Below are 25,531 nucleotides of genomic sequence, written 5' to 3' on the forward strand. Positions count from 1 at the left end.
GCTGGACGCGGCGTGAAGCTGGATGCAGTGACTGCGACCGACCTCTCTGCGCGGGTCCGCATCGTTTGGCGAGCCGTCACCTCCTTCCGTGGTCAGAGGGTTCGTACGCGCGCAGAAATGCTTCCGTCAGCGAGCGCGAGAGCGCGCCCGTCTGCAGTATCCAGTTCCAGCTCGACACCGTAATCGCTTCGAGCGAACTGCGGTAAGGCCAGAGCATTTCCACCGTTGTCTGCTGATATCGACGGTAGCAATCATAGTCGCAGTACCGCCGCTCAGCGGGCACATGGCGGACGTAACTCGCGCCCAGCGGCTGCGCGAACGCGCTGCAGGTACCGCCGTGGCGAGGCCCTTCCTGATTGACGAGCATGAATCTCATCGTCATGTCCTCTCACCCTGACGGCAGATCCACCGCCGGTTTCGCTCCCCTGCCGCTCAAGACGCCGCTCGTGTGCGCCCCTCGATCAGCGGCGCAGCTTCGCCATGAAGCGCGTAACACTCGTAGCCGCAGTAGGGCAGCAGCGTCTTCGCATCGCGCAGATAGCCGCCGCTGATCTCCTCGCAGCACCAGAGGCAGAACGTTTTGCGGAAAGGGGTCCTGCCGTTCACCAATATGAACCTCATGTGGCACCTCCGAGCGCAAAGCAGTAGACCGTGTCGACGAGAGAGGCGGACGGCGGCGGCGCGCAAAGATGGTTGCGGCCGTCGGGATTATCCCTGTTTCGCTCGACCTTCTGAGGCGGAATGAGGATGTATTTCCCGTCTTCCCGGCGCAGCGCGTAGATGCTCCCCTCGACTCGCCGTATCTCGGTCGGGTAGCAGTCGGCGTTGTTGCAGCAAGTCAGCACCGGATTATCCGGCATGTGCCAACTCGAATAGAACTGCTCGTGCAGGAGCAGATCCCGAGGCGGATGACGACGATGTGCGCCATCCTGTCCGGCCTCGTCCGCCTCCGCTCCCGTCATCAACGAAAGCGGCAGCGTGATCGCCAAGAGGAGCTTGCAACAACGGTTCAACGCGCAGCCTCCCGATCCAGAATTGCCGAACGCAGCGGATCCGGTGACTGGCGCTTACGCCGCCTGAGACCGAAACAGCCATCGGCGATCGCGTTCGCGGCGCGCCCTGAAGCGATCGAGACATTTCCGGGAGCAAAGCGGCGCTCGCCAGGAATAATACCGGATCAGGCCGAACTTCCCGCTGCAGACGGCGCAGCTTTTTGCGGCGGAAGGGCGCTCGGAGTGTTCGGGCTTATCGCACATGATCCTCTCCTCCTGGCCTCTGATGGGCGCCTCTGGCGGTCGAGGATCCCCACGGGCGCTGATGCACAATCATCACGTTCGTCAACGAAATGCGGCTTCTCAATCGTGACCAGCCAGATCATCGGCAAGTCAGCGCCGGCGGAGGCGAAGCTGGCCTCTTGAGTGCACGACGCCGCGCTACTCGACTGTTCATGCGTCGCGATCGACACCACTGGATTGCCGGTGAGACTAGTCCCCATGTGACGGGCCGCTCAATTGTACGGAGGTAAATGCAGCGTATGACTAGGATTGCGCGACCTATACATAGGTTTGTCCGGTGATTTACCGGAGTTTCGTCCGCTCGCAACGAGACGGCGCAACGCTGGCAAGCTGCACGGAGCCCGCGAACTTTCGATGCGGAATCCTGCTTTGATCAGGGAATTGCCCCTGCTGTCGCAAAGTGCTCTACTCGCCCTGCCCCACGCGGGCCGGGACGCTTGCGATGATGCCTGGCCAGATCGCAAAACTAGGGAATTCGGCCGCGCAATTCCTGCTCGGCGGCCTTGCGGCGCTTCGATCTCTCGGCAATGCGGCGAAAGACGAGCCCGCGACTGGAGAAGGCTGGCGGCAGGACAATGCCGACCTGCGCGACGCCGTGAAGCAATGGCGACAAGTGTTCGAGCACAATCCGGTCATGTATTTCATGGTCGATCCGGCCGGAACGGTGCTCAACGTGAATACATTTGGCGCCGCGCAACTGGGCTACACGGCGGCCGAGTTGACCGGCCAATCTGTGCTGAACGTCTTTTTCGAAGAGGACCGCGATTTCGTTCGTCGCTGTGTCGGGCTGTGCCTGGAAACCGTGGACCAGTCGCACACCTGGGAGATTCGCAAGATCCGGAAGGACGGCTCGGTTCTCTGGGTCCGTGAGAACGCCAAGGCCATGCGGCGCGGCGACGGCACGCCGATCGTGCTGGTCGCCTGCGAAAACATCACCCAGCGCAAGGAGGCGGAGGATGCGCTGCGGCAGAGCGAGGCCTATCTTGCCCAAGCGCAGGAGTTGAGCCGCACCGGCAGCTTCGGCCTGAGCCTGGCAACCCGCGAGGCCGTCTGGTCCAGGGAGACTTTTCGCATCTTCCAACGTGACCCGCAGGTCAAACCGACGCTCGATTTCGTTTTCCAGCGCATCCATCCGGAAGATCGCAATGCGGTCAGCAAGACCCTTGATCGGGCCTTCCGTGACGTCGGCGATTTCGACCATGAATATCGCCTGCTGATGCCCGGTGGATCGATCAAATATCTCCATTCCGTGGCACGCGCGGTGAGACATGAATCCGGCCACATCGAGTTTGTCGGAGCGGTCACTGACGTCACTACGGCAAAGGAAACCGAACACCGACTGCGTCGCAGCGAAGCCTATCTGACCGAAGCCCAGCGCCTCAGCCACACGAGCAGCTGGGCCTGGGACGTGCGCCGTCAGGAATTCGCTTACCGATCGGCCGAACTCTATCGCCTGTTCGGATTTAACCCGGACCAGATTGATCTGTCGGCGCAGGCTTTCCAACAACGGATCCTCGCCGAAGACTTTAAGCGGATCGTCGACGTGGAACGTCAGGCAATCCGGCAAAAGCAGCCTTTCGAAGTTGATTTTCGGATTGTGCGTCCGGACGGTTCGGTACGACACGTCCATACGGAGGGGCATCCCGTCGTCGGCGGGGACGGCGATGTGACGGAGATCATCGGCACCCACGTCGATGTCACTGAGCAGTTTGCCGCAAGACAAGCGCTGCAAAAAGCCTTTGACGAGCTCAAGCTGTCCGAGCAGCGATTTCGCGACTATGCCGAAACCGCCTCGGACTGGTTTTGGGAGAGCGGGCCGGACCACCGTATCACACGGATTTCGGAACATGCCGACACGGCCGGTCCCGTGCCCACGGGCGTGATCGGCCTCGCCCGTTGGGACATTCCGCCCGACGCCGAGCTCGAGCCGGAGAAGTGGGAGCGGCATCGCGCGACGCTCGATGCCCACCTTCCGTTTCGCGACCTGGTCTACCGAAGCAAGGATCGCAACGGATCTCCGATCTACGTGCGCACCAGCGGCAAGCCCTTGCACGACGCGAACGGCAACTTTCTCGGCTATCGTGGCGTCAGCAGCGACGTGACGGCGGCCATCCGCGCCGAGCAGGCCGAGGAAGCACTGCGCAAGGCGCAAGCCGAGCTTGCTCACGTTACGCGCGTCACGATGCTCGGCGAACTTACGGCCTCGATCGCCCACGAGATCAATCAGCCCTTGGCCGCCGTGATCTCCAATGCGGATGCCTGCATCGGATGGCTCGATCGCGAACCGGCCGACCTGAATGCCGCGCGCCGTTCCGTGGAATGGATCGTCGAGGACGCCAATCGCGCCAGCGAGGTGATCCGCCGGATCAGAGCGCTTGCGAAAAAGACCGAGATCGAGATGGCTCCGGTCGACATGAACCAGCTCGTCAGGGAGACCGTGGCGCTCGTCCGGCGCGAGCTTGCCACCCATGCCGTGTCGGTGCGAATGGAGCTGGCGTCCGCTCTGCCCAGGGTTTGCGGCGACCGGATCCAGCTCCAGCAGGTGCTGATCAACCTGGTCATGAACGGGATTGAAGCCATGCACGCCAATGCGGAACGCCCGCGCGAGCTTGCGATCCGCTCCAGCCAGGTGAGCGAGCACGGCGAAGGTCGCATGCTCTTGACCGTGACAGATCGCGGGGGCGGCCTTTGCAACAGCGCGACGGACCGCATCTTCACACCTTTCTTCACGACAAAGCCGAGCGGCCTGGGGATGGGACTGTCGATCTGCCGATCGATCATCGAGGCTCATGCGGGCCGGCTCTCGGCCCTCCCCAATGACGGAAGCGGAGCAACATTCCAGATTGCCCTGCCCTTGCCGATCGAGGACACGTCGTGACCGACATTCCCAAAGCGGCGACGGTGCAGACGAGTTCCGACGATCCGATCGTCTTGATCGTCGACGACGATCCATCGATGCGCCGTGCGCTCACCAACCTCTTTCAATCCGTCGGTCTCAAGGTCGAGGCTTTCGGCTCCGCGGCGGAGATCATGGAAGCCAAGCCACCGGCGGTCCCCAGCTGCCTTGTGCTCGACATCCGCCTGCCGGGCTCAAGCGGCTTTGACCTGCAGTCGGACCTAGCGAAGGCGAACATTCACACGCCCATTATCTTCATCACCGGTCATGGTGATATTCCGATGACCGTCAGGGCCATGAAGAGCGGCGCGATCGATTTTCTGACCAAGCCGGTGCGCGACCAGGACATGCTCGATGCGGTCCGGGCCGCGATCGAACGGGATCGCAAGCGACGCAATGCAGAGGAGTCGGTCGCGGGAGTGCGGTCCCGCTTCGAGGGTTTGAGCGCGCGCCAGCGCGACATCCTCACTCTGGTGGCATCCGGCCTGATGAACAAGCAGGTCGCTGCCGAGCTTGGATTGGCCGAGATTACCGTCAAGATCTATCGTGGGCAGATCATGCGGAAAATGGGCGCCAAGTCGTTGGCCGATCTCGTCAGAATGGTGGAGGCGCTCGGAATCTCACGCCCGGGCGGAAAGGTGCAAACCTAAGTATGCTTTTCAAGCTCGCTCCAAGGGCTCACTTTCGCCAAGTGCGGCACCGTGATCGGCGGCTCCCCGATCAGGAGCGATCATCTTGTCAATCCCGTTGGCCATTTCCGTCATTGACGATGATCGATCAGTCCGCCTTGCGACCAATAATCTGCTGACGTCGCGGGGATACACGGTCAACATCTTTCGCTCCGCTGACGAATTTCTTCAATCGGCCGAACTGAAGACGACGTCCTGCGTGATCGCGGATGTGCAGATGTCGTTGATGGGCGGCCTTGAGCTCTTGACGCACATGCGCAGCCTTGGTCACCACACGCCCTTCATCTTCATGACGGCTTTTCCCGACGATGCCGTGCGCGACCGCGCGCTGAAAGCGGGCGCTATCTGCTTTCTCGCGAAGCCGTTCTCTACGCCCGCTCTGCTTGAATGTCTGCGGATGGCCCTGTCCGGCTCCGATCAAACCGAGACATGATACGCCGGCGCCGAGCCCTGCGACACGGCACTCAATCCACCTTGATGTTGGCCGCCTTGATCATCGGCCACCACTTCGCGATCTCAGCCTTCTGGCGGGTGCCGAGGGCCTCGGGCGTGAGCTGATCCTGGGGTGTCATCTCCAGCCCCTGGCTTTCCAGCTGCTTCTTCACGCCGGGATCGTTCAGTGCTTCCACGGCCGCGGCATTGAGTTTGGCGACGATCGCCTTCGGCGTGCCCTTCGGCACCCACATGCCGGACCAGAGCGTCATGTTGAACCCCTTCAGGCCCGCCTCCTCCGCCGTTGGGATGTCGGGCGCCGACGCGAGGCGCTTGTCATCGGTGATGGCGTAGGCGCGAATGGTGCCGGCGCGGACCTGGTTGATGGAGTTCGATGTCTGGTCGACGATGACGTCGATCTGGCCGGCGATGAGGTCGTTCAGGGCGGGCGCGGTGCCGCGATACGGCACGTATTGCAGCTTGATGCCGCTGACGCTCTCGAAATAGACCCCGGCGATGTGGCTGCCGGAACCCGCGCCCGCGGTGCCCGCGGTCGGCGGCGACGGCCGCGATTTCAGCCAATCCAGCAGCTCCTTCAGCGAGGTCGCGGGCACCGCGTTCTTGCTGACGACGATCATCGGATTGCTCGGCAGCAGCACCACCGGCTCCAGGTCCGCGACCAGGTCGTAATTGAGCTTGTAGACGGCGCCGTTGGCGACGTGGGTGCCGAGATGGCCGAACGAGATCGTGTAGCCGTCGGGGGCCGAATGCAGGGCACGGCCGACGCCGATCGAGCCGCCTGCGCCAGTGACGTTCTCGATCACCAGCGGCTGGCCGAGCGCCGTGCGCATCCGCTCGGCAAGCACGCGGGCCATCGCATCCGACGGCCCGCCGGCGGCAAAGGGCACGATGATGGTGATCGGACGCGAGGGATAGTCGTCGGCGCGCGCGGCGCCCTCAACAGTGAGAATAGCAAACAGCGCAGCCCAGGCGGCTTTCATTGTCTTCTCCCCAGCAATGTCATTGTTGTTTTTGTCTCTTCCCGCGTACGGGAAGAGGGATCGTTCGTGAAGAGGCGAATTGACGCGCTAGAACTGCGAATAGTCGATCGGCTTGTGGCGATCCAGCGTGCGGTCGACCTTCGGCAACGGGTATTTCAGGCCGGTGGCGCAGTTGAACAGCATGACGCGATCGGACTTGCTGACGCGGCCGTCGGCGAGGCTGTCCTTGTAGGCAGCGTAGGTTGCAGCGCCTTCGGGGCAAAGTAGCAGCCCCTCCTCGCGCGCGACCTCGTTCAGCGCGGCAGAGATCTTGTCATCGTCGACCGCAATGGCAAAGCCCTTGCTCTCGCGCACCGCGCGCAGGATCAGAAAGTCGCCGATCGCCTGCGGCACGCGAATGCCTGACGCGATGGTGTGGGCGTCCTCCCAGCGTGTCGCATGCTCGGTACCGGCTTCGTACCCACGCACCATCGGCGCGCAGCCCGAGGCCTGCACCGCGACCATGCGCGGGCGCTTGCTGCCGATGAAGCCGATTTTCTCGAGCTCGTCGAAGGCCTTCCACATCCCGATCAGGCCGGTGCCGCCGCCGGTCGGATAGAAGATCACGTCGGGTACGTCCCAGCCGAGCTGCTCGGCGAGTTCGAGTCCCATCGTCTTCTTGCCTTCGATGCGGTACGGCTCCTTCAAGGTCGAGGTATCGAACCAGCCGACTTTCGCCTTGCCCTCGCCGACGATCTTGCCGCAATCGTCGATATAGCCGTTGACGCGGTACACGGTCGCGCCCTGCAGCTCGATCTCGCTGACGTTCACCTCAGGCGTATCGGCCGGGCAGAAGATCGTGGTCTTGATGCCGCAGGAGGTCGCGTAGGCCGCGAGCGCCGCGCCGGCATTGCCGTTGGTCGGCATCGCCATGTGCTTGATGCCGAGCGCCTTGCCCATCGACACCGCCATCACGAGGCCGCGCGCCTTGAACGAGCCGGTCGGCAGGCGCCCCTCGTCCTTGACGATGATCTCGCCGCCGCCGAGTTTGGCACCAAGCTTCGGCAGCCGGATCAGCGGCGTCGTGACCTCGCCGAGCGAGACGATGTCCTTGCATTTGCGCACGGGAAGCAGCTCGCGGTAGCGCCACATGTCGGCGGGGCGTTGGCTAAGCGCGTCCTTGGTCAGCACCTTCTTCACGCCGGCGAGATCGTAGCGGACCAAAAGGGGCTTGCCGGCCTTGGAGAGGTTGTGGACCTGATCGGCCGCGTAGTGATCGCCCTCCATCGCGCATTCCAGATGAGTGACGAAGGTCGGGCGTTCGATGGTGAGGTTGTCGTTGTCTTGCATGGGGTGATTTCCTTCTTATTCTGGTGTTCTCAATGTCTATCCCGTCACCCTGAGGTGCCGGAGCGAAGCGGAGGCCTCGAAGGGCGACGAGCCCGGCTGCTGTATCTCGGCCGTGCATCCTTCGAGGCTCGCTGCGCTCGCACCTCAGGATGACGGGTCTGATGTCAAATGTTCAGCACCCTTCCATACGCATCCAGCACGGCTTCCTTCATCATTTCCGACAAGGTCGGATGCGGGAACACGGTGTGCATCAGCTCTTCTTCTGTCGTCTCCAGGTTCATCGCGACGACGTAGCCCTGGATCAGCTCGGTCACCTCAGCGCCGACCATGTGGGCGCCGAGCAGCTGGCCGGTCTTCTTGTCGAAGATCACCTTGACCATGCCCTGGTCCTCGCCGAGCGCGATCGCCTTGCCGTTGCCGACGAAGGGGAAGCGGCCGACGCGGATCTCGCGGCCGCTCTCCTTGGCCTTGGCTTCGGTCAGACCGACCGATGCGACCTGCGGGTTGCAATAGGTGCAGCCGGGGATCATCAGCTTGTCCATGGGGTGCGGATGCAGACCCTTGATGGCCTCGACGCAGATCACGCCCTCATGCTCGGCCTTGTGGGCCAGCATCGGGGGACCCGCGACGTCGCCGATGGCGTAGATGCCGGGAATGTTGGTCTTGCCGTAGCCGTCGATCACGATGCAGCCGCGGTCGGTTTTGACGCCGAGCTTCTCGAGACCGAGATTCTCGATGTTGCCGACGACGCCAACCGCCGAGATCACGCGCTCGAACTCGGCGGTCTGCTTCGCCTTGCCGTCGTCGAGCGTCGCGATCACGCTGTCGCTCTTCTTCTCGAGCTTCGTCACGCCCGTGTTGGTGAGGATCTTGATGCCCTGCTTCTCGAGGCGCTTGCGGGCAAGACCGGCAATCTCGGCGTCCTCGACCGGCAGGATCTGCGGCAGCACCTCGACCACCGTGACATCGGAGCCCATCGTCTTGAAGAAAGATGCGAACTCGATCCCGATCGCGCCCGAGCCCATCACCAGCAGCGATTTCGGCATCCGCTCCGGGACCATCGCTTCGAAGTAGGTCCAGATCAGCTTCTTGTCGGGTTCGAGGCCCGGCAGCACCCGCGGTCGCGCGCCAGTCGCGACGATGATGTGCTTGGCCTGATAAGCCCCCTCGCCGAGCGCGCCCTTGGGGCCTTCGACGTCGGACTTCTTCACCGTGACCTTGCCGGGCGCGTCGATCGAGGCTGCGCCCCAGATCACGCTGACCTTGTTCTTCTTCATCAGGAAGCCGACGCCGTCATTCAGCCGCTTGGAGACGCCGCGCGAGCGCTGCACCACCGCCTTCGGATCGAACGAGACGTTGTCCGCCGACAGGCCGTAATCCTTGGCGTGCTGCATGTAGTGGTAGACCTCGGCGGAGCGCAGCAGCGCCTTGGTTGGGATGCAGCCCCAGTTCAGGCAGATGCCGCCGAGATAGGATTTCTCGACGATCGCGACCTTGAAGCCGAGCTGGGCGGCGCGGATCGCTGTGACATAGCCGCCGGGGCCGGAGCCGATGATGATGACGTCGAACGATGTGTCGGCCATTGCGGCTCCCATTCAACTCAAGAGGCGCCGCGGGCGCGGCGCTTGATCAGAAAAGACCTCACCAGCCATTCGAGCGTCGTCACCAAAGCCATCACGGCCAAGGCAATCAGCACGATCGGCTGGGCGATGTTCCGTGCCAATTGTTCGCCGGCAAAGAACGCCGAGTAAAGAAAATCGAGCCCAATCGGGTTGAGCGCGACGACTGTTCCAAGCAGCAGCGACATCCATGGCCAGCGGGTACGGACATGCAACGTTGCCCCCTCTACCCCGGGTCACACCATCATCATGACGGGATTTTCGATCAGCTGCTTGAAGGCACCGATCAGCTCGGCGCCGAGCGCGCCGTCGATGGCGCGGTGATCGCAGGACAGGGTCACGCTCATCATGTTCGCGATCTCGATCTTGCCGCCGCGGACCACAGGCCGCTCCTCGCTGGTGCCGACTGCGAGGATGGTCGCATGCGGCGGATTGATCACGGCGGTGAAGTGGCTGATGCCGAACATGCCGAGGTTCGAGACAGCCGTCGTGCCGCCCTGGTACTCTTCGGGCTTCAGCTTGCGCGAGCGGGCGCGTGTCGCAAAATCCTTCATCTCGTTGGAGATGGTCGACAGCGTCTTGGTCTCGGCCTTGCGGATGATCGGCGTGATCAGGCCGCCGGGCATCGCCACCGCGACGCCGACGTCGGAATGATGGTGCTTGACCATGCCGGATTCGGTCCAGCTCACATTGCAATTCGGGATCTTCTGCAGCGCCACCGCCATCGCCTTGATGACGAAGTCGTTGACGGAGATCTTGTAGAGCGGCTTCTTCTCCTTGTCCTTGGGAGCAGCCGCATTGATCTCCTCGCGCGCGGCGAGCAGCTTGCCGATGTCGCAGTCGATGGTGAGGTAGAAGTGCGGGACGTTCTGGATCGACGCGGTTAAACGTTGGGCAATGGTGCGGCGCATGCCGTCATGCGGGACGACCTCGTAGGAGCCCGGCTCGAACAGCGACAGGATCTGCTTGTCCGACATGGTCGGCGCGGTCGAGGGCGCGCCTGACGGCGCCGCCGCGGGTGCCTTCAGGCCCTTGCCGGACTTGGCCTGCTCGATGTCGCGTGCCACCACACGGCCGTGTGGGCCGGTGCCTGTTACCATCGACACATCAAGGCCGGATTCCTTGGCGAGACGTCGAGCCAACGGCGAGGAGAACACGCGGCCGGCATGGCCGTTGCTCTGCGCGGCCGGTGCTGCGGCAGCTTGCGGCGCTGGTGCGACGGCGGGCGCCGACGCGGCCTTGGGCGCGGGAGCCGGTGCAGCCGCGGGAGCTTCAGCGGCTTTCGGAGGTGCGGCCGAAGCGCTGGGCTTGGCGGCACCTGCAGCCTTCACGTCCTCGCCCTCGCCGGCCAGCACCGCGATCACGTCGTTGACGGGGACGTCCTGCGTGCCCTCGGGCACGAGGATCCTGGCGATCGTGCCCTCGTCGATGGCCTCGACCTCCATGGTCGCCTTGTCGGTCTCGATCTCGGCGATGACGTCGCCGGATTTGACCTTGTCGCCTTCCTTCTTCAGCCACTTGGCGAGGTTGCCCTTCTCCATCGTCGGCGAAAGAGCGGGCATCAGGATGTTGATGGGCATGCTGACCTCACGAAGAACTTCTCAAAACGTCGGCCCCGGGAGCGAGGACGAACAGACCAGGTTTAGTTGCCGATGTCGCCCTGCCACAGGCGCTCATTGGCAGGATTGGAACGCCAGTTCTTCATCATGGTGATGGAGCGGTCGTCCGCAAGATCGATCCAGGGGATGCCGAACTTGTCGAGGATGTCCTTGGAGCCCGGGAAGGTGACGGATTCCCCGATGACCACCAGTTGGACCTTGAACAGAGCGAGCGCGCCGGCGCACATCGAGCACGGCGACAGCGTGGTGTACATGACGGTGTCGTGGAACGAGATCACGCCGGCCTCGCGCAGGCAGCTCATCTCGCCGTGCAGGATGACGTTCTTTTCCTGCACGCGGTTGTTGTGGCCGCGGGCGATCACCTTGTTCTCGCGGGTCAGCACGGCGCCGATCGGCAGGCCGCCTTGCGCGATCGAGGCTTCCGCCTCACGGATCGCCTCCAGCATGAAATCGAAATGATAGGATTCGATCGCCACGGTCAGTGCCCCTTCCCGCGCGGCGTCGTGGTGCCGGTGTCGGTGGGACGCTCGATCTCGGCCTGGAACATCTCGATGATCCGGTTCAGCGCGTCCTCCTCGGTGTATTCGCTCTCGCGCGCATAGGCGCGTGCGGCGTGACGGGCAAGATCGACGAGCAGCAGGCCCCACATGTCCGGTTCGTCGAAAGCCCGCTGGAACGCCATCGACAGCCCGCCGTCCAGCACGAACACGCGCAGGATCTCGACCGCATCATCGCGGACGAGGACATCGGGTGGTAATGGCTGCTCCTTCGGACCCGCCATGGTCTACCTGTAGCAGACGGCTTTGGCCGCCTCGACCACTTCGGCAGCCGAAGGCAGCGCGAGCTTTTCCAGGTTCGCGGCATAGGGCATCGGCACGTCCTTGCCTGAGACCCGGGCGACCGGCGCATCCAGATAGTCGAAGGCGTTCTCCATGATCCGCGCGGCGATCTCGGCGCCGACACCGCTCTGGGCCCAGCCCTCTTCCACCGTGACGGCACGTCCCGTCTTCTTGACGGAGTTGACGATGGTCTCGGTGTCCATCGGACGCAGCGTGCGCAGGTCGATCACTTCGGCCTCGATGCCGTCCTTGGCGAGTTCGTCGGCGGCCTTCAGCGCGTAGCTCATGCCGTTCGACCACGAGATGATCGTGACATGGCTGCCGGAGCGCACGATGCGCGCCTTGCCGATCGGAATCACGAAATCGTCGAGCTTCGGCACCTCGCCAGTGTGGCCGTAGAGCATTTCGTTCTCGAGGAAGATCACCGGATTGGGATCTCGGATCGCAGCCTTGAGCAGGCCCTTGTAATCAGCGGCCGAGAACGGCGCGACGACCTTGAGGCCCGGGACGTTCGAATACCAGGACGAATAATCCTGGCTGTGCTGGGCGGCCACGCGGGAAGCGGCGCCGTTGGGCCCGCGGAACACGATCGAGCAGCCCATCTGGCCGCCGGACATATAAAGCGTCTTGGCCGCGGAGTTGATGATCTGGTCGATTGCCTGCATGGCAAAGTTGAAGGTCATGAACTCCACGATCGGCTTCAATCCGCTCATCGCAGCGCCGACCCCGATGCCGGCAAAGCCGTGCTCGGTAATCGGTGTGTCGATGACGCGCTTGGCGCCGAATTCCTGAAGCAGCCCTTGCGTCACCTTGTAGGCGCCTTGGTATTCAGCGACCTCTTCGCCCATCACGAAGACATCGGCGTCGCGGCGCATCTCTTCGGCCATGGCATCGCGCAGGGCTTCGCGGATAGTCTGCGTCACCATCTCGGTACCGGCAGGCACTTCCGGGTCGGGCTCTGCGACGGCCTGCGGCGCCGGCGCAGCCTTGGGAGCTGGAGCCTCGGTCTTCGCGGCGGCAGGGGCTGCTGACTCGGCGGCCTTCTGCTGCTGGGCAGGCGCGGGCGCCTTGGCGAGATCGGCGGCACTCTCGCCATCGGCCAGAATCGTCGCGATCGGCGTGTTCACGGCAACGTCGGCGGTGCCCTCGGGGATCAGGATCTTGCCGAGCGTACCTTCATCGGTCGCCTCGACCTCCATGGTCGCCTTGTCGGTCTCGATCTCGGCGATGACGTCGCCGGACTTGATCGTCTCACCCTCTTTTTTCAGCCATTTGGAGAGGTTGCCCTTCTCCATCGTGGGCGACAACGCGGGCATCAGCACTTGAATTGGCATATCGACTCCAAAAGAAAGCTTGCGCGCGTTCAGCGGTAAATATCGGTCCAGAGCTCGGCGGCGTCCGGCTCGGGATCATGCTGGGCCAAATCGGCGGACGCGTTGACGATGTCGCGCACCTCGGCGTCGATCGCCTTCAGATCCTGCTCGCTGACCTTGGCGGCCAACAGGCGGTTGCGCACCTGCTCGATCGGATCCTGGTCGTGGCGGACTTTTTCGACCTCCTCGCGCGTTCTGTACTTTGCGGGATCGGACATCGAGTGGCCGCGATAACGATAGGTCTGCATCTCCAGGATGAAGGGGCCCTTGCCGGCGCGACACCATGCCGCCGCCTCGTCGCCGGCCGCCTTGACGGCACGGACGTCCATGCCGTCGACCTGCTGGCCGGGAATGTTGAAGGAGGCGCCGCGCTTGGAGAAATCCTGCTGCGCCGAGGCGCGCGAGACCGAAGTGCCCATGGCGTAGCGGTTGTTCTCGATGACGTAGATCACCGGCAGCTTCCAGAGCTCCGCCATGTTGAAGCTCTCATAGACCTGGCCCTGGTTGGCCGCGCCGTCGCCGAAATAGGTAACGCTGACATTGTCGTTGTCGCGATAGTGATTGGCGAAAGCGAGCCCGGTGCCGAGCGAGACCTGGGCGCCGACGATGCCGTGGCCGCCGTAAAAGTGCTTCTCCTTGCTGAACATGTGCATGGAGCCGCCCTTGCCCTTGGAATAGCCGCCACGACGGCCCGTGAGCTCGGCCATGACGCCGTTGGCCTCCATGCCGGTGGCGAGCATATGGCCGTGATCGCGATAGCCGGTGATGACCTGATCGCCCGGCTTCAGGGCCATCTGCATCCCGACCACCACGGCCTCCTGGCCGATATAAAGGTGACAGAAGCCGCCGATCGCGCCCATGCCGTAGAGCTGGCCGGCCTTCTCCTCGAACCGCCGGATCAGGAGCATGTCGCGGAGCGCCTTGAGCTCCTGCTCCTTGGTGAATTCCGGGGGCGAACCGCCGTCGGTCTTGTCCTGTGCAGTGCTTGCGGCGGCTTTCTTGGGTGCGGCCATGGGAATTCCGGGTCAGAGAAAACTTCAGCCCTCTCTAACCCAAGTCAAACGCCCTTGGAAAGCACCGCGGCGGCATGGCACGACTTTCATTATGCCGCACTGCAACGTGGTCGTAATATTGCAAAATCTTTGACGCGGATCGGGCAACAAATCGACACGGCCGCCGCACACGCAGATTCGTGGCCGCATCAAGCAACGTTGAGCCAACGCAGTCCCGACATTTGGAACGGGCGGCGCAGACCAGCGCCGCCCTCTCCGCCCGGCCGCCCGATCAGAAGAAGCCGAGCTTCTTCGGGCTGTAGCTCACCAGCAGATTCTTGGTCTGCTGGTAGTGATCGAGCATCATCTTGTGGGTCTCGCGCCCGACACCCGACTGCTTGTAGCCGCCGAAGGCCGCATGCGCGGGATAGGCATGGTAGCAGTTGGTCCAGACCCGGCCAGCCTGGATCGCCCGGCCGAAGCGATAGCAGCGGTTGGCGTCGCGGCTCCAGACGCCGGCCCCCAAGCCGTAGAGCGTGTCGTTGGCGATCTCGAGCGCCTCTTCGTCGCTCTTGAAGGTCGTGACCGAAACCACGGGGCCGAAGATCTCCTCCTGGAAGACGCGCATCTTGTTGTGGCCCTCGAACACGGTGGGCTGGACGTAGAAGCCGCCGGCGAGATCGCCGCCGAGCTCGGCGCGTCCGCCGCCGGCCAGCACCTTTGCTCCCTCCTGTCTGCCGATATCGATGTAGGAGAGGATTTTTGCGAGCTGTTCGCCGGAAGCCTGCGCACCGATCATGGTGTCGGCCGCGCGCGGGTCGCCCTGCTTGATCGCGGCGACGCGCTTCAGCGCCCGCTCCATAAAGCGATCATAGATGTCGGCATGGACCAGCGCCCGGCTCGGACAGGTGCAGACCTCGCCCTGGTTCAGCGCGAACATGACGAAACCTTCGATCGCCTTGTCGAAGAAGTCGTCGTCTTCGGCGGTGACGTCGCTGAAGAAGATGTTGGGCGACTTGCCGCCGAGCTCGAGCGTGACGGGAATGAGGTTCTGGCTGGCATATTGCATGATCAGCCGGCCCGTCGTGGTCTCGCCGGTGAAGGCGATCTTGGCAATGCGCGGGCTGGACGCGAGCGGCTTGCCGGCTTCCAGCCCAAAGCCGTTGACGATGTTGAGAACACCGGGCGGCAGGATGTCGCCGATGATCTCGGCCCAGACCATGATCGAGGCCGGGGTCTGCTCGGCCGGCTTGAGCACGACGCAATTACCGGCGGCGAGCGCGGGCGCGAGCTTCCAGCAGGCCATCAGCAGCGGGAAGTTCCAGGGGATGATCTGGCCGACCACGCCGAGCGGTTCGTGGAAATGGTAGGCGACGGTGTCGTGGTCGATCTCGCCGATCGAGCCTTCCTGGGCGCGGATGGCGCCGGCAAAATAGCGGAAATGATCGATGGCGAGCGGGATGTCCGCTGCGCGAGTCTCGCGGATCGGCTTGCCGTTGTCCCAGGTCTCGGCGATGGCGAGACGCTCGAGATTGTCTTCCATGCGGTCGGCGATCCGGTTCAGCATCGCAGCGCGCTCGGCGACGCTGGTGCGGCCCCAGGCGGCCTTCGCGGCATGCGCTGCATCGAGCGCTGCCTCGACGTCCTGCGCGTCGGAGCGCGCGATCTTGCAGACGATCTGGCCCGTCACCGGCGAGGCGTTGTCGAAATATTTGCCGGAGATCGGCGCGACAAATTTGCCGCCGATGAAATTGTCGTAGCGTTCGGCGAATGGGATTTTGGTGACGCTGAGGAATTCTACCTTGTTCATTGATGACTCCCGATGTTTGCTGTTTGCGCAATTCGTCGCGTGGTCGCGACTTGCGCCAACGATGTCGCGGGAGGCGACTTCTGTCAGCCCTGATAGGAGCGATCACTGAGCCGACCTGTCGCAGTTCTGCGACAGGTGACGAGGCTGCACGTCGTGCCGCCGCACATACTGACCTCATCCTGAGGAGCGCGCTCTTGCGCGGGTCTCGAAAGGATGGCTGGGGATGACAGCAGGGCCTCTTGTGGTTCGAGAGGACCGCTTCGCGGTCTCCTCACCATGAGGATCTACCAGCAGCTCAATGCGCGTTCAGCTCGAACCGCTTGAGCTTCCTGTGCAGCGTAGCGCGGCTGACGCCGAGGGCCTTGGCGGCCGCCGAGACATTGCCGCCCGCGCGCAGGAGCGCCCGCTGCAACACTGCGCGCTGACCGCCGGCAAGATGGTCGCGCGCGGTGTCGCCGCCAAGGAGATCGGCGGCGGGCATCGGCTGCAACGCCCGGCCGGGCGCAATCCCGAGTCCCGCTCGGGCGGACCGGGTCGCGCCGATCACGAGATCGTCCGCATCGACCGCAACGAGGCCGCCGCACTGGCCGTCCGCACCTTGCGCCAGCACGATCCGGGCATGGGCGAAGGCCCTGCGAAACAGATCGGCCTCGATACGCTTGGCCGCCTCGCCGGCCGCGAGCGCGATCAGACTGGAAAACACGTCGGTACGGTCGGCGCGGCAGGAGGAGACGTCGAGCACGCCCGCGAACGCAGCCTCATGGTCGTAGATCGGAACGGCGGTGCAGCTCAGAAGCGTGTTGCGGGTGAAGAAATGCTGGTCGCGGTCGATCGTCAGCGGACGTTGCTCGACGAGGCAGGTGCCGATGCCATTGGTGCCCTCATGCTCCTCGCTCCAGAGCGCGCCGGTCCAGAGTCCCCAGGACTGAAATGTCGCGTCGTCCGCCGGGGTACCGCGGCGATCGACCGGCACGCCCTCGCCGTCGGCGAGCAGCACGCAACAGCCGCTGGCGCCGACCGCCTGGTAGAGCCGATCCATCGCACCTCGCGCAGCGGCGAGCAGCGGCGCGATGCGCTCGCGCGCGCGGTGCAGTTCGGCTTCGCTCAGCCGGTTCGGCGAGCTACGGCCTGCGGGATCAAGACGATGCAATCTGGACGAACGGCGCCACGAGGCCACAAGCGACGAGCGCGCCGCCTGGCCTGACGTAATGGCGGCCTCGACACGAGCCGCGTGATGCCAGGGGGATTGCCCATTCATCACTGTTTCCTCCGGGTGGCAGTTTAGAGCGTGCCGGCACGGCCCGGTTGATCTGCGTCAACCCAGGCCATGGCGCTGCAAGCCATGAGCCGGTTGCGGCGCTGCCGTCAAGACGGCAGTCCGGTTCCAGGCCTTCAAGGAAGAACTGTCAGTTCGCCGGGATCGTCCGGACGAGATCGCGCGGATTGACGTAGTCGAGCTGGAAACGCGCCCGCTCGTCCAGCATGTCGGGGTCGATCTTCGCGGAGCGCAGCAACGAAACGCGCTGCTCGCTCCTGGCGCGCTCGCGCTTGAGCTGTGCCAGCTCGCTGGTCAGCGCCACGATCTCCTGGTCGAGCTCCTGACGGGCGTTGAGGCCGTATTTGCCGGTATAGGCGTTGACGCCGAAATAGCCGACGATGGCGGCCGCCATCGCATAGAGGGCAAGACCGGTCAGGATCGATTTCAGGCGCGCGCGGGAGACCATCCTGGGAAGATGGGACAGGTTGGTTAAGGGCGTGCTAATTTCGGGCGGCTGGGCCCCGCGCGCGACGCTAGCGGACCCTCATGGTGAGAAGGCGCAAAGCGCCGTCTCGCGGACGATGCTTCGCATCGCCGCGAGAACCATGAAGGCCCGCAATTTCCCGGAGCCATCCTTCGATACGAACGCTTCGCGTTCTCCTCAGGATGAGGGCCTATGCTGTGGCTGCCGGCGATTTAGCCTCAGCCGTGGTGCTTCGCCACGTGCACCGCAAACGCGTCGATATAGGCCTGGAGTACGGGCTTCAGAGACTCCTTGGTCAGATTGCCGTCGGCATCGAAGGCATCGCCCACCCCGTTCAGATAGGCCTCCGGCTGCTGCATGATCGGGCCGGAAATCCCCGGCAGGATGTTCTGCAGCGTCTTGGCGGCGCTGACGCCGCCGAGCGGGCCCGGCGAGTTCGCGATGATGCCGACCGGCTTGCCGTTGAACGAGCTCTTGCCATAGGGCCGCGAGGCGACGTCGATGGCGTTCTTCAGCACGCCAGGGATCGCGCGATTGTATTCCGGCGTGATGAAGATGACGCCGTCTGACTTCTGGAGTTTTTCTCGGAAGGACAACCAGTCGGCCGGCGGCGCGCCCTCGAGGTCCTGGTTGAAGAACGAGATGCCGGCCGGCGTGACGACCTCGAGCTTGAGCGAGGCCGGCGCGAGCTTGGCGAGCGCATTGGCAATCTTCAGCGAAAAGCTGTCCTTGCGCAGGCTGCCGGCGATCGTGACGATATTGTAGGCCATGGAGTGTCCTCGAAATCTTCAGCGGGAGTGCCGGGTCGGCACTTAAGCGATCCCGAGTGATGGATGCAAGTGCATGGACCGGTCGGATTTGGAAACGCTGGGTTTCTGAACGGTTGCCCAAACAATCAGGCCGCCAAGTGGCGGCCTGACTCCTTGGTACAAATCCGCAAATCGGCTCAGATCGTCGGATTCCATGCCGACGGGATCAGGCGATATTTGGCGCCGTCCTTCTCGACATGGCCGACCGAGGGGAAGGTGAAGTGGAAGCCGATCACGGTCGCTTTCTCGGCCGCCGCCATGTCGTAGAATTTGTGGCGGGTCTCCTGCGCCAGCGCAGCATCGGTGTCGAACACCACATGCCAGTCCGGATTGCGCAGGAAGAACTCCGGGATGTTGGTGACGTCGGACTGGATCAGCACCTTGGCATCGCCAGAGGCGACCGCGAACGAGGTGTGCCCGGGGGTGTGGCCGGGCGTCGCGATCGACGTGATGCCCGGCGCGACCTCCTTGCCCCACTCGTATTTCGTGACCTTCGACTCGAGGCCGGCAAAGGTCTTCTTCACGTTGGCGAAGTAGTTCTTCATCATCGCGTTGGACTCGGCCTTGGCGGCGTTGTCCTCGCTGGTCCAGAACTCCCAGTCCTTGCCCGGCACCATGATCTCCGCATTGGGGAAGGCAAGCGCGCCGTCGGCGAGACGAATGCCGTTGGTGTGGTCGGGATGCAGATGCGAGAGCAGCACGACATCGATGCTCTTGGGGTCGACGCCGGCGGCCTGGAGGTTCTGCAGCGTGCGGCCGACCGCGCCCTTGCTGGGCTCGAGATTGGCGACACCGTTGCCGGTATCGATCAGCACGAGCTTGGAGCCGGTGTTGATGAGCTGCGGGTTGAACGGCACCGTGACCATGCCCTTCGGCATGTAGGCCGCCTCGCCCGCGGCCAGCGCTTCCTCCTTCGGCGCGTTGACGACGAACTTGTCCGGCATCGGGAAAGTGCGCGCACCGTCATTGATCGAGGTGCACTCGTAGCTGCCGACCTTGTAGCGGTAGAAGCCCGGCGCCTGCGTGCCGGCATGCGGCACCGAGGCATTGGCGGCGGTCGGCCCAAAGCCGGTCACGGCAGCCGCACCGAAGGCGGCGGCGCCTGCAAGCAAATGGCGGCGATTAAGATCGGTCATGAGGTCCCCTTCTGAGCGCCCCGCGGTTTTCCCGCGTGCAAATGGCGGCGGAATAATCCCCGGCTCCGCTCAGAAGGCAAGACCTTCTTTGGGTGACGTGCCGTCGCACATCACGATTATTTATTTGGGTTGATGAGGAATTTTTCGCCGGTGGCGCGTTTCGCATAGTCCGCGATATTGGCGGGATCGAGCGCCTCGGAAAGCGACACCACCTTGGTGTAGTGGCTGGCAAACGTGGTCTTCAGTTCGTCGACCACGCGCTGGCGCAGCCTGGCCCCGTCCGCCTGCCCGATCTTCATCAGGAACGGAAACAGCAGCCAGCCACCGACGCCCCAGGCCATGCCGAAGCCGCGCGGCAGCTCGATCGGGCGGACGTCGAGCGCGCCATAGACATAGACCTGCTTGTGCACGTTGGAGCCGTAGCGGCTGTACTCCTTCGCAGTCTTGTTGATCGCGACTTCCATGCAGTTGAGGATGTCGCCGGCGAGCTTGCCGCCGCCGACGGCATCGAAGGCGATAGTGGCGCCGGTCTCGACCAGCGCATTGGTGAGATCGCCGAGGAAGCTCGGTGCCGTGGAATCGACGACATATTTGGCGCCGATCTTGTGCAGGATGTCGGCCTGCTCCTTGCTGCGCACGATGTTGACCAGCGGGATTCCGTCCTTGATGCAGATCTTGTTCAACATCTGGCCGAGATTGGAGGCGGCCGCAGTGTGCACCAGCGCCTTGTGACCCTCGCGCCGCATGGTCTCGGTCATGCCGAGCGCGGTCAGCGGATTGACGAAGCAGGAAGCGCCTTCGGCCGGCGTGGTGCCTTCCGGCAGCGGCAGGCACTCGCGCACTTTCAGCGTGCGATACTGGGTGTACATCGCGCCGCCGATCATGGCGACCGTCTTGCCCATCAGTGCCTTCGCGGCATCCGACGAACCGGTCCTGATCACGACGCCCGCGCCTTCGTTACCAACCGGCATGGACTCGTCGAGCCGGCCTGCCATCGCCCGCATCGCGCCTTCCGGCACTTTCGCGGTGATCACGGGAGCGGCCTTGTCGCCGGAAGCCTTTGCCGTGCTCATATCGGCCGCGCCGATCAGGAGCCCGAGGTCGGACGGGTTGATTGGAGCGGCCTCGACGCGAACGACGACCTCGTCCGCGGCGGGCTCGGGGGTCGGCACGTCGAGCAGCGAGATCTCGAGCTCGCCGCTCTTCTTGATCAGCGAACGCAATTGCAGGCCGTTTTTGCCGTCGCTCATGTCGATCCTCCCCTGTTTTTGTCCGAGCGCTGGCTTATGCCAGCGCCTTCAGTGCCGCCTTGCCGCCATAGAGCGCCTGCTTGCCGAGCTGCTGCTCGATGCGCAGGAGCTGGTTGTATTTGGCGGTGCGATCGGAGCGTGCAAGGGAGCCGGTCTTGATCTGTCCGCAATTGGTGGCGACCGCGAGGTCGGCGATGGTGGAATCCTCGGTCTCGCCGGAGCGGTGCGACATGACGGAGGTGTAGCCGGCCTTGTGCGCCATCTCGACGGCGGCGAGCGTCTCGGTCAGCGTGCCGATCTGGTTGACCTTGATCAGGATCGAGTTGGCCCGTCCGGCCTTGATGCCTTCGGCGAGGCGCTTGACGTTGGTGACGAAGAGATCGTCGCCGACGAGCTGGCACTTCTTGCCGACGAGGTCGGTCAACTCCTTCCAGCCGTCCATGTCGTCTTCCGACATGCCGTCCTCGATGGTCACGATCGGATAGCGCGCGACGAGGTCAGCAAGGTACTTGGCCTGCTCGGAAATCGAGCGGGTCTTGCCCTCGCCTTCGTAAACATACTTGCCGTCCTTGAAGAACTCGGTCGAGGCGCAGTCGAGGCCGATCACGATGTCGGAGCCCGCCTTGTAGCCGGCCTTGCCGATCGCGTTCATGACGAATTCTAGCGCGGCGTCCGCCGATGGCAGGTTCGGGGCAAAGCCGCCCTCGTCGCCGACATTGGTGTTGTGGCCGGCCTTCTTCAGCTCCGACTTCAGGGTATGGAAGACCTCGGCGCCGTAGCGCAGGCCCTCGGCGAACGACGACGCACCGACGGGCAGGATCATGAACTCCTGGAAGTCGATGGGGTTGTCGGCATGCATGCCGCCATTGATGATGTTCATCATCGGCACCGGCAAGAGACGCGCCGAGGTGCCGCCGACGTAACGGTAGAGCGGCATGTCGAGCGAGTTCGCGGCCGCCTTGGCGCAGGCGAGCGAGACGCCGAGGATGGCGTTGGCGCCCAGCCGGCTCTTGTTCGGCGTGCCGTCGAGGTCGATCATGATCTGGTCGAGCTGGGCCTGCTGCTCGACATCGAGGCCGCTCAGGGCCTCGAAGATCTCGCCGTTGACGGCGCCGACCGCCTTGGTGACGCCTTTGCCGAGATACCGGGCCTTGTCGCCGTCGCGCAGTTCCACCGCCTCGTGGGCGCCGGTGGAAGCGCCGGACGGCACGGCAGCACGGCCGAGCGCACCATCTTCCAGCACGACGTCGACCTCGACGGTAGGATTGCCCCGGCTATCCAGGATTTCGCGTCCGATGATGTCGATGATGGCGGTCATGAGGGCCTCTTTTCGGGGGACTAAGCAGTCAGTTGGGGTGCTTCTACCGCAATGCATCGAAGCGGAAAAGGCCGGGTGACGGCCGCACGATGATTGGCTAAGAGGGCGCCACGGAGGCGGCCTGATGTCGAAAAAGCCAAGCAAATCGAAGAACTCAAGCTCGGATTCACCTGCCCTGCAGCTTGGCCGCGCCGTGGAATGGCCGGATGCGCCCGAGAAAGCAAAGCTCGACCGCGTGCCGAATCCGCAAGGAGGCACCGATTATCTGGTGCGCTTCACCGTGCCGGAATTCACCTCGCTCTGCCCGGTAACGGGACAGCCGGATTTCGCGCATCTGATGATCGACTACGCCCCCGGCCAATGGCTGCTGGAGTCGAAGTCGCTCAAACTCTACATCGCGAGCTTCCGCAATCACGGCGCCTTCCACGAGGACTGCACCGTGATGATCGGCAAGCGCATCGCGAGCGAGATCAAGCCGAAGTTCCTGCGCATCGGCGGCTACTGGTATCCGCGCGGCGGCATCCCGATCGACGTGTTCTGGCAGACCGGCCGCGCGCCGAAGGGCCTGTGGGTGCCCGAACAGGGCGTCGCACCCTATCGCGGGCGGGGCTAGTTGGACCGAACGCCGATGAAATCGACTGCAGCAACATTCCGAAGTCTTGGATTAGGCCTTCTGGGCATGCTGTGGCTGACCGGCGCGGCCGAGGCTGCCGAAGTCCGGGTGATGATCTCGGGCGGCCTCACGGCTGCCTACAAGGTGCTCGTGCCGGAGTTCGAGAAGGCCACCGGCAACAAGGTGCTGACGGAATATGGGCCCTCGATGGGAACCACGACCAACGCCATCCCGGTCCGGCTGGAGCGCGGCGAGGCGGCCGATGTCCTGATCATGGTCGGCTACGCCCTCACCGATCTCGCCAGCAAGGGCAAGGTCGTTGCCGGCAGCCAGGTCGACCTGACGAGATCGCCGATCGGCGTCGCCGTGAATCGGGCGCGCCGAAGCCGGACATCAGCTCGGTGGAAGCGGTCAAGCGCGCGTTGCTCGCGGCGAAGACGATCGCCTATTCCGACAGCGCCAGCGGCGTCTATGTCTCGACCGAAATGTTTGCAAAGCTCGGCGTTGCCGATGTCATGAAGGACAAGGCGCGCAAAATTCCGGCCACGCCGGTCGGCGAGATCGTCGCCCACGGCGATGCCGAGCTCGGCTTTCAGCAGATCAGCGAGCTGAAGCCCGTGAAGGGCATCGATATCGTCGGACCACTGCCGAACGAATTGCAGCAGATCACGATCTTCTCAGCCGGCATCGCAAGCGTTTCCAAAGAACCCGAGGCTGGCCGGGCCTTGATCAAGTTCCTCGCGTCCCCGGCAGCCCGCGATGCGATCATCGCGAGCGGCATGGAGCCGATCGCGGCTGGTGGAGCGAACTAAAACCCTCTCGCATCTAGTACGCGCTCAGCAGATCGACCTTCGCATTCGCCAGCACGAGCCGCCGCGCCAAAATCGCAGCGAGGTTGCGCATGATCTTCAGCGAGGTCTCCGGATGCAGACGGCGATAGTCCGCAAAGCTGTCGAGCGGCAGTTCGAGGCAACTGACGGGCGTGTCGGCGAAGACGTCGGCGCTGCGGCTTCCCTCCAGGATCGCCATCTCGCCGAATGCCATGCCGGGGCCCAGCGAGGCCAGCCGCACGCCGCTGCGCAGCTTCACGCTGACCATGCCGCTCTGGAGAAAGAACAGCGAACTGGCGGGCTCGCCGGCGGCGATGATGCGCTGGCCGGCCGCGTAGTGCCGCGTGGTCGACAGCTTGACGATGGCGGCGATCTCGTCGGCATCGAGCTCGGCCAGCAGTGCCTGCTCGCCGAGATGCGCGCTCTCCTTCACGTCGGTGAAGCCGCCGAAGCGGTAGATCACCTGATCCTCGGCCCATTCGATCGCATCGTCCAGGAGTGCAAAACGCCGTAACCGGCGCGGCTCGGACGTGCGCGCCGAGATCGCCGTCCACACGGCCGAGGTCTCCTCGAAACCCGACAGGATCGTGATGATGCCGGCATTGCCGAGCGCCGCCAGCGTCTCGCCCAGAAGCTCTGCGCCCGCTGCGGTGATATCGGGGACGCGACGAAAATCGATGATCAGGAGCGGCGCATTCGGCGGCTCGCTGGTGAGCCGTCGCGTGACATAGTCGATGGTGCCGAAATTCATGGCGCCGACCAGCTCGAGCACGCGGATGTCGCTGTGGCGCTCGTCGAGAATCTGCTGCTCGCGCGGCGGGCGGCTGCGGCGCGAGGAGATGCCGTAGACGTCGTAATCCGCCATGATGCTGGTGCGGACGTCGGCATTGCGGTTGAGCATGTGCAGGTCGAACCGGGCCGACAGCGCTTCGCACACTTTCAGACCGCGCGCGCTGTTGAAGTGGTTATCCAGCAGCGGCGAGAAGGTGCCGAGCCCGAGTTGCGAGGGTAGCGCCGCGACGATACCGCCGCCGACGCCGCTCTTGGCGGGGATGCCGACCCGGTAGGTCCACTCGCCAGCATAATCGTACATGCCCGAGCTCGTCATCACCGACAACGTGCGTGCGACGATGTGCGGCGTGATCACCTGCACGCCCGTCACCGGATTGATGCCGCGATTGGCGAGCGTTGCCGCCATCACCGCCAGATCGCGCGCAGTGACCAGGATCGCGCATTGACGGAAATAGACGTCGAGCACGGCGTCGACGTCGTCTGGCAGCACGGCGTAATTGCGCAACAGCCACGCGATCGCACGGTTGCGGTTGCCGGTCGCGGTCTCCGACGCGTGCACGGCGTCGTCGACGCCAAGCTCGCGGCCGGCGAACTGGCTGAGCTTCGAGCGGACGCGCTCGAAGGCGCCCCTCCCGTCCACCTCGTAGATGAGGCCCGAACAGGCGATGGCGCCGGCATTGACCATCGGGTTGAAAGGACGGTTGTCGTTGGTAAGCCGGATCGAATTGAAAGCTTCGCCGCTCGGCTCGACGCCGATGGTGGCTGCGACCCGCTCTTCGCCGACCATCTCCAGCGCCAGTGCGAACACGAAGGCCTTCGAGACCGATTGGATCGTGAACGGCACCGCGCTGTCGCCGACCTCGTAGACATGGCCGTCGATAGTGACGAGCGCGATGCCGAAATGGTCGGGGTTGGCGCGCTTCAGCTCGGGAATATAGTCGGCAAGCTCGCCCGAATTGTCGGCCTGGAATTCTTCGTAACAAGCGGTCAGGAAGCGCCGGAGCGGGGGCTTGGTGGGATATCCCGTCGATCGGGTCACGCTGGCTGCGCTGGGCGAGCGGCTGGTCTGGGCGTCCACGATCTCACACCTCGATTTGCCCAAAATCGAAGCAATTCGTGTGCCATGTATACGGGACCGACGGTGTCG

24 protein-coding genes and 1 pseudogene are annotated in these 25,531 nt (G+C 63.9%); 5 read left to right on the top strand and 20 right to left on the bottom strand.

Going from position 1 to position 25,531, the window contains the following annotated elements; all coding sequences use genetic code 11:
• Nucleotides 1-76: 76 nt before the first annotated feature.
• The 3 genes from GWG67_RS21080 to GWG67_RS21090 are packed head-to-tail and all read right to left on the bottom strand — an operon-like array spanning nucleotide 77 to nucleotide 989.
• A complete protein-coding gene (locus GWG67_RS21080) occupies nucleotides 77-382 on the bottom strand; it encodes a hypothetical protein (RefSeq protein WP_275171218.1) in 306 nt (101 codons plus the stop codon).
• 50 nt (nucleotides 383-432) lie between these two features.
• On the bottom strand, nucleotides 433-621 hold the full coding sequence (locus GWG67_RS21085) for a hypothetical protein (RefSeq protein ID WP_007590634.1): 189 nt from the start codon (nucleotides 619-621) through the stop codon (nucleotides 433-435).
• A complete protein-coding gene (locus tag GWG67_RS21090; RefSeq protein WP_275171219.1) occupies nucleotides 618-989 on the bottom strand; it encodes a hypothetical protein in 372 nt (123 codons plus the stop codon). Before GWG67_RS21090 ends, GWG67_RS21085 begins: the two co-directional genes overlap by 4 nt.
• Before the next feature lie 748 nt (nucleotides 990-1,737).
• Between GWG67_RS21090 and GWG67_RS21095 the strand changes: the two genes are divergently transcribed.
• The 3 genes from GWG67_RS21095 (at nucleotide 1,738) to GWG67_RS21105 (ending at nucleotide 5,313) form a co-directional block, all read left to right on the top strand.
• Nucleotides 1,738-4,173: a PAS domain S-box protein gene (locus GWG67_RS21095; protein WP_275171220.1), complete on the top strand. Its 2,436-nt coding sequence runs from the start codon at nucleotides 1,738-1,740 to the stop codon at nucleotides 4,171-4,173.
• On the top strand, nucleotides 4,170-4,841 hold the full coding sequence (locus GWG67_RS21100; protein ID WP_275171221.1) for a response regulator transcription factor: 672 nt from the start codon (nucleotides 4,170-4,172) through the stop codon (nucleotides 4,839-4,841). Before GWG67_RS21095 ends, GWG67_RS21100 begins: the two co-directional genes overlap by 4 nt.
• Before the next feature lie 85 nt (nucleotides 4,842-4,926).
• Entirely contained in the window at nucleotides 4,927-5,313 is a 387-nt protein-coding gene (locus GWG67_RS21105; protein ID WP_247289676.1) for a response regulator transcription factor, read from the top strand.
• Nucleotides 5,314-5,344: 31 nt separating this feature from the next.
• Here the strand turns inward: GWG67_RS21105 and GWG67_RS21110 are convergent, their stop codons facing one another.
• The 16 genes from GWG67_RS21110 to eno all read right to left on the bottom strand — a co-directional run bounded on the left by GWG67_RS21110 (nucleotide 5,345) and on the right by eno (nucleotide 22,149).
• The gene (locus tag GWG67_RS21110) at nucleotides 5,345-6,313 is read right to left on the bottom strand and encodes a tripartite tricarboxylate transporter substrate binding protein BugD (RefSeq protein ID WP_275171222.1); all 969 of its coding nucleotides are present in this window, start codon (nucleotides 6,311-6,313) and stop codon (nucleotides 5,345-5,347) included.
• Between the two features lie 87 nt (nucleotides 6,314-6,400).
• The gene (locus tag GWG67_RS21115) at nucleotides 6,401-7,642 is read right to left on the bottom strand and encodes a threonine synthase (protein ID WP_275171223.1); all 1,242 of its coding nucleotides are present in this window, start codon (nucleotides 7,640-7,642) and stop codon (nucleotides 6,401-6,403) included.
• 164 nt (nucleotides 7,643-7,806) lie between these two features.
• On the bottom strand, nucleotides 7,807-9,225 hold the full coding sequence (gene lpdA, locus GWG67_RS21120; protein WP_275171224.1) for a dihydrolipoyl dehydrogenase: 1,419 nt from the start codon (nucleotides 9,223-9,225) through the stop codon (nucleotides 7,807-7,809).
• 17 nt (nucleotides 9,226-9,242) lie between these two features.
• Nucleotides 9,243-9,449 (bottom strand): hypothetical protein, encoded by a 207-nt coding sequence (locus tag GWG67_RS21125; protein WP_275171225.1) that lies wholly within the window; start codon nucleotides 9,447-9,449, stop codon nucleotides 9,243-9,245.
• Nucleotides 9,450-9,497: 48 nt separating this feature from the next.
• A complete protein-coding gene (locus tag GWG67_RS21130) occupies nucleotides 9,498-10,841 on the bottom strand; it encodes a pyruvate dehydrogenase complex dihydrolipoamide acetyltransferase (RefSeq protein ID WP_275171226.1) in 1,344 nt (447 codons plus the stop codon).
• A 62-nt stretch (nucleotides 10,842-10,903) separates the two neighbouring features.
• Nucleotides 10,904-11,356: a nucleoside deaminase gene (locus GWG67_RS21135; protein ID WP_275171227.1), complete on the bottom strand. Its 453-nt coding sequence runs from the start codon at nucleotides 11,354-11,356 to the stop codon at nucleotides 10,904-10,906.
• Nucleotides 11,357-11,358: 2 nt separating this feature from the next.
• Nucleotides 11,359-11,661 (bottom strand): DUF5076 domain-containing protein, encoded by a 303-nt coding sequence (locus tag GWG67_RS21140; protein ID WP_007590623.1) that lies wholly within the window; start codon nucleotides 11,659-11,661, stop codon nucleotides 11,359-11,361.
• Nucleotides 11,662-11,664: 3 nt separating this feature from the next.
• Nucleotides 11,665-13,053 carry a pyruvate dehydrogenase complex E1 component subunit beta gene (locus tag GWG67_RS21145; RefSeq protein ID WP_275171228.1) on the bottom strand — a complete coding sequence of 463 codons (1,389 nt, stop codon included), beginning with the start codon at nucleotides 13,051-13,053 and terminating at the stop codon, nucleotides 11,665-11,667.
• Nucleotides 13,054-13,082: 29 nt separating this feature from the next.
• A complete protein-coding gene (gene pdhA, locus GWG67_RS21150; protein ID WP_275171229.1) occupies nucleotides 13,083-14,105 on the bottom strand; it encodes a pyruvate dehydrogenase (acetyl-transferring) E1 component subunit alpha in 1,023 nt (340 codons plus the stop codon).
• A 271-nt stretch (nucleotides 14,106-14,376) separates the two neighbouring features.
• Complete coding sequence (adh, locus tag GWG67_RS21155) at nucleotides 14,377-15,894, bottom strand: aldehyde dehydrogenase (RefSeq protein WP_275171230.1); 1,518 nt, start codon at nucleotides 15,892-15,894, stop codon at nucleotides 14,377-14,379.
• A gap of 295 nt (nucleotides 15,895-16,189) precedes the next feature.
• Entirely contained in the window at nucleotides 16,190-17,152 is a 963-nt protein-coding gene (locus GWG67_RS21160; protein WP_275171231.1) for a GAF domain-containing protein, read from the bottom strand.
• A 148-nt stretch (nucleotides 17,153-17,300) separates the two neighbouring features.
• Nucleotides 17,301-17,618, bottom strand: a complete 318-nt coding sequence (locus GWG67_RS21165; protein WP_007590617.1) for a septum formation initiator family protein — start codon at nucleotides 17,616-17,618, stop codon at nucleotides 17,301-17,303.
• Between the two features lie 236 nt (nucleotides 17,619-17,854).
• Entirely contained in the window at nucleotides 17,855-18,406 is a 552-nt protein-coding gene (locus GWG67_RS21170; protein ID WP_275171232.1) for an NADPH-dependent FMN reductase, read from the bottom strand.
• Nucleotides 18,407-18,582: 176 nt separating this feature from the next.
• On the bottom strand, nucleotides 18,583-19,581 hold the full coding sequence (locus GWG67_RS21175) for an MBL fold metallo-hydrolase (protein ID WP_275171233.1): 999 nt from the start codon (nucleotides 19,579-19,581) through the stop codon (nucleotides 18,583-18,585).
• A 116-nt stretch (nucleotides 19,582-19,697) separates the two neighbouring features.
• Nucleotides 19,698-20,831: a zinc-binding dehydrogenase gene (locus GWG67_RS21180; RefSeq protein WP_275171234.1), complete on the bottom strand. Its 1,134-nt coding sequence runs from the start codon at nucleotides 20,829-20,831 to the stop codon at nucleotides 19,698-19,700.
• Between the two features lie 34 nt (nucleotides 20,832-20,865).
• Nucleotides 20,866-22,149, bottom strand: a complete 1,284-nt coding sequence (gene eno / locus GWG67_RS21185; RefSeq protein ID WP_247349200.1) for a phosphopyruvate hydratase — start codon at nucleotides 22,147-22,149, stop codon at nucleotides 20,866-20,868.
• Between the two features lie 124 nt (nucleotides 22,150-22,273).
• On the opposite strand from eno, the gene queF reads away from it, so the two are divergent.
• Together queF and GWG67_RS21195 are read left to right on the top strand one after the other, a co-directional pair.
• Entirely contained in the window at nucleotides 22,274-22,762 is a 489-nt protein-coding gene (queF, locus tag GWG67_RS21190) for a preQ(1) synthase (RefSeq protein ID WP_275171235.1), read from the top strand.
• A 15-nt stretch (nucleotides 22,763-22,777) separates the two neighbouring features.
• Nucleotides 22,778-23,574: pseudogene (locus GWG67_RS21195) on the top strand (substrate-binding domain-containing protein).
• A gap of 13 nt (nucleotides 23,575-23,587) precedes the next feature.
• Here the strand turns inward: GWG67_RS21195 and glsA are convergent.
• On the bottom strand, nucleotides 23,588-25,462 hold the full coding sequence (gene glsA / locus GWG67_RS21200) for a glutaminase A (protein ID WP_275171236.1): 1,875 nt from the start codon (nucleotides 25,460-25,462) through the stop codon (nucleotides 23,588-23,590).
• Nucleotides 25,463-25,531 lie beyond the last annotated feature (69 nt).

The organism is Bradyrhizobium sp. CSS354 (genome assembly GCF_029051725.1).
In the GTDB taxonomy this organism is placed as follows: Bacteria; Pseudomonadota; Alphaproteobacteria; order Rhizobiales; family Xanthobacteraceae; genus Bradyrhizobium.